The organism is Amycolatopsis sp. SID8362, from assembly GCF_010550475.1.
GTDB classification, from domain to species: Bacteria; Actinomycetota; Actinomycetes; order Mycobacteriales; family Pseudonocardiaceae; genus Amycolatopsis; species Amycolatopsis eburnea.
In genome coordinates, this window is the sequence record NZ_JAAGNB010001524.1 from 1 (window position 1) to 3,882 (window position 3,882).

Annotated in this window: 3 protein-coding genes; 2 read left to right on the forward strand and 1 reads right to left on the reverse strand. The window is 73.2% G+C overall.

The features are described from left to right. A partial coding sequence (locus G3I65_RS46950; protein ID WP_160701847.1) for an alpha/beta fold hydrolase occupies nt 1-1,221 on the forward strand: 1,221 nt, incomplete at its 5' end. Between the two features lie 278 nt (nt 1,222-1,499). On the opposite strand, the gene G3I65_RS46955 is transcribed toward G3I65_RS46950, so the two are convergent. Beyond that, nucleotides 1,500-2,300 carry a DUF2306 domain-containing protein gene (locus tag G3I65_RS46955; protein WP_160701848.1) on the reverse strand — a complete coding sequence of 267 codons (801 nt, stop codon included), beginning with the start codon at nt 2,298-2,300 and terminating at the stop codon, nt 1,500-1,502. A gap of 196 nt (nt 2,301-2,496) precedes the next feature. Between G3I65_RS46955 and G3I65_RS46960 the strand changes: the two genes are divergently transcribed. Then, nucleotides 2,497-3,882 (forward strand): polyketide synthase (locus G3I65_RS46960; RefSeq protein ID WP_160701849.1); only part of this gene is annotated, 1,386 nt, incomplete at its 3' end.

A 3,882-nucleotide genomic window follows, 5' to 3' on the forward strand; every position in this document is an offset into this window, starting at 1 on the left:
AGCGCCGGGCCGCTCTACCGCGGCCTGCTCCCGGCGCCGTCACGGCGTTCGGCCGCGGGCGAGCCGGCGGAGTTCGTCCGCCACCTCGCCGGGCTCGACGACGACGCCCGCGAAGCCGCGTTGCTCGAGTTCGTCCGCACCCAGGCCGCGGTCGTGCTCGGCCACGGCGGGCCGGCGGAGGTCGACCCGGAGCACGGGTTCCCCGAGATGGGCTTCGACTCGCTGACCGCGATGGACCTGCGCAACCGGCTGCAGGCCGTGACCGGGCTGATCCTGCCGACCTCGCTCGTGTTCGACTACAGCACCCCGGTGGAACTCGCCGCGTTCCTCGCCGGCGAGCTGAAGCCGCGCGAAGCCGGCGACGACACCGCACCGGCGCGGGTCGCGTCGCCGGTGCGCGAGACCGTGTCGGGGCTGTTCAACCACGCGGTCAAGAACGACAAGCAGAAGGCCGGCGTGGAGATGCTCCGCGCCGTGGCCCGCCTCCGCCCGACCTACGACGACCCGGCGGCCCCGGCCAAGCCGCTCCGCCCGGTCTGGCTGTCCCGGGGCGGCGCCGAGGACAGCCCCCACCTGGTCTGCATCCCGGCGTTCGTCGCGGCGGCGGGCGTCCAGCAGTACAGCCTGTTCGCCTCCACCAGCCGCGGCGACTTCCAGGTCTCCGCGGTCCCCCTCCCCGGTTTCGGCGACGGCGAGGACCTGCCGTCGTCGATCCAGGTCCTGGTCCGGACGGTCGCCGACGCGGTCACCCGGCACCGCACGGACCGGCCACTGGTCCTGCTGGGCTCCTCGACCGGCGGCCTGATCGCGCACGCCGTCGCGGCGGAGCTGGAGCACCGCGGCCACCCGCCGGCCGGCGTGGTGCTGTTCGACACGTACATGGTCGACAGCGAGTTCGTCTCCACCGCCGGCCCGGGCCTGATGATCGGCATGCACGAGCGGAACGAGCGCTACACGGAGGTCAGCAGCGCGGGGCTGACGGCGATGTTCTGGTGCATCGACCTGATCGCCGGCTGGCAGCCCCCGGACCTGTCGGTACCGACGTTGCTGCTGCGCGCCACGGAACCCCTGGCGGAGTCCCAGCTCGACACGAACTGGCGCTCGTCCTGGGATACGGCGACCTCGGTGGTGGACGTGCCGGGCAACCACTTCACGATGATGGAGGGCCACATCGGCACAACGGTGGACGCGGTGCGTGCGTGGCTGCCGGAGATCCTCTGATTTGATCGACACCGACGCCCCGCACGGGTCCCGTGCGGGGCGTCGGTGTTGCTTGTCTCCGGTGGGAAGCCGCGGCCTGGGTCCACCGGCCGTGCGCGGATTGCCCCCCGGCACGCGGCCGCGCCCGATACCCGGTGGACCCGGCTCGTGGAGATCCCCGGCACACGGAAAGACCCCGGCACACGGGGTCGTGCCGGGGTCATCCGCCGCGGGAAGGCGGCCGCGGGCGGCGTCCGGAACCCGGACGCCGAGCCGTGTCGGCGAAGCTCAGCGTGACATCACGGGACCGGGTCGGGTGCCGGCCGCTCCAGCACCGCGGCGCCGGTGGGCACCGCCGGGCTGCCGGACGCCACCGGCGGGACCGCGTCCTGCGCCACACCGGTCTGAGCCGCCGCGCGCTTGGCCGCCTGGCGGCCCAGCGCCTTGTACCGCGCCCGGTGGTTGAACCACTCCGCGATCAGCAGGTTGACCACCCACGGCACCCACGACGTCAGCGTCGACACCTGGTCCTGCACCGCGGGCGGCCCGTCGACGCCCATCGTGAACACCTCGGGCTCCAGCCACAGGATCGCCGGGCCCAGCCAGAACCGCGACGCCAGGATCGAGAAGCACAGCGCGAAACTGCGCAGCATCCACTCCCGGTGCTCGACGATCCGCCCCTGCCTCGCCCGCCGGAAACCGACGATCGTCGTGCCCAGCCACAGCAGCCCCAGCAGCGCGTTGCCCGCCTTCTGGCCAGGGCCGTGGGTGAGGAACGGCGTGATCGTAAGGATCGCGAGCCCGGCCGGCAGCGCGCCGCCCAGGACGTAGACGCGGCCGGAGATGCGGTGCAGCTTCGGGTTGCGGTTGCGCAGCCACGGCCAGACCTGGATCGACGCCGTCACGAACGCCACCGAGCCGAAGAGGATGTGCGCGACCAGCAGCGGGTAGTAGAACGGCAGGTCGAGGCGGGTGGGCGCGGTCGACTTGGCCGGGTCGAAGCCCACGTAGAGGGGCAGCCGGGACAGGAGGAACCCGAACACCACGACGTAGAAGGGGACGATCCAGGGACGTCTCAACGCCCGTCCGATGCTTGCCATGGCCTGCCTTCCTTCGGGACATCCGGCGCGACGAGCATGCCGCCGCGCAACCACGGAAAACCGCAGACTTCGCGACATCCCGGTGGCCCCGATCTCTGGGGAAAAACCGGGGCCGCCCCGGGCATAGTCGCCTTCGACCTGAACCCCGGCGGTGGCTCCGGCGGGCCCGCCGAACCGGATCACTGGGAGCGCCGCGGTGGATCGAGCCGAGCACGTTGCCCGCGAAGGCGCCGTCGCGATCGTGGGGCTGGCCTGCCGCCTGCCCTCGGCGCCCGCGCCCGGTGCCTTCTGGACCCTCCTGCGCGACGGTGCCGACGGCACCACCGAAGTCCCGCCCAACCGCCGCGATTCGGTCCCGCCCGGGACCCGCCGCGGCGGCTTCTTGTCCGAAGTGGACACCTTCGACGCCGCGTTCTTCGGCATCCCGGCCCGCGAGGCCGCCACCATGGACCCGCAGCAGCGCCTCGCCCTCGAACTCGGCTGGGAAGCCCTCGAAGACGCGCGGATCGTCCCGAAAACCCTCGAAGGCTCCCCGACCGGCGTCTTCGTCGGCGCGAGCGCGGACGACTACGCCACGCTGCTCAAGCAAGGCGGCCCGAAAGCCATCGGCCACCACACCCTCACCGGGCAGAGCCGCGCCGTCGTCGCCAACCGGATCTCCTACGCCTTCGGCCTGCGCGGGCCCAGCCTGTCGGTCGACACCGGGCAGTCGTCGTCGCTGGTCGCCGTGCACCTCGCCTGCGAAGCCCTGCGCAGCGGCGAAGCCGAGCTGGCGCTGGCCGGCGGCGTGCAGCTGAACCTGGCCCCGGAGAGCACGATCGCCGCCGACCGGTTCGGCGGGCTCTCGCCGGACGGCCGTTGCTACACCTTCGACGCGCGCGCCAACGGTTACGTCCGCGGGGAGGGCGGCGGGTTCGTCGTCCTCAAGCCGCTCGCCGCCGCGCTGCGGGACGGCGATCGCGTCCACTGCGTCATCGAAGGCGGCGCGGTCAACAACGACGGCTTCAGCGAAACCCTCACCACGCCCAGCGCCGAAGCCCAGGAAGCCGTCATCCGGGCCGCGCTCAAGCGCGCGGACGTCCCAGCCGACGCCGTCCGGTACGTCGAGCTGCACGGCACCGGCACCCGCGTCGGCGACCCGCTCGAAGCCGCCGCGCTCGGCGCCGTCTTCGCGCCGGGACGCGGCGAAGACCCGCTGTGGGTCGGGTCGGTCAAGACGAACATCGGTCACCTCGAAGGCGCCGCGGGCATCGCGGGCCTGCTGAAGGTCGCGCTTTCGCTGTCCCACGGCGAAGTCCCGCCCAGCCGCAACCACGAACACCCCAACCCGGCCATCCGCTTCGACGATTGGCGCCTGCGCGTCGCCCGGGAATCCGTGCCCTGGCCCGAAAACGCCTACGCCGGCGTCTCCTCCTTCGGCATGGGCGGCACCAACTGCCACCTCGTCCTTTCCGCCGCGCCCCCGGCCCCGGAGCCGCCCCCACGCGCGCGAAACGAAGCCCCTTGGGTGCTGTCGGCCCGCACCCCGGGCGGCCTGCGCGGCCAAGCCGCCGCCCTGGCCGGACGCGACGCCGACCCGCTC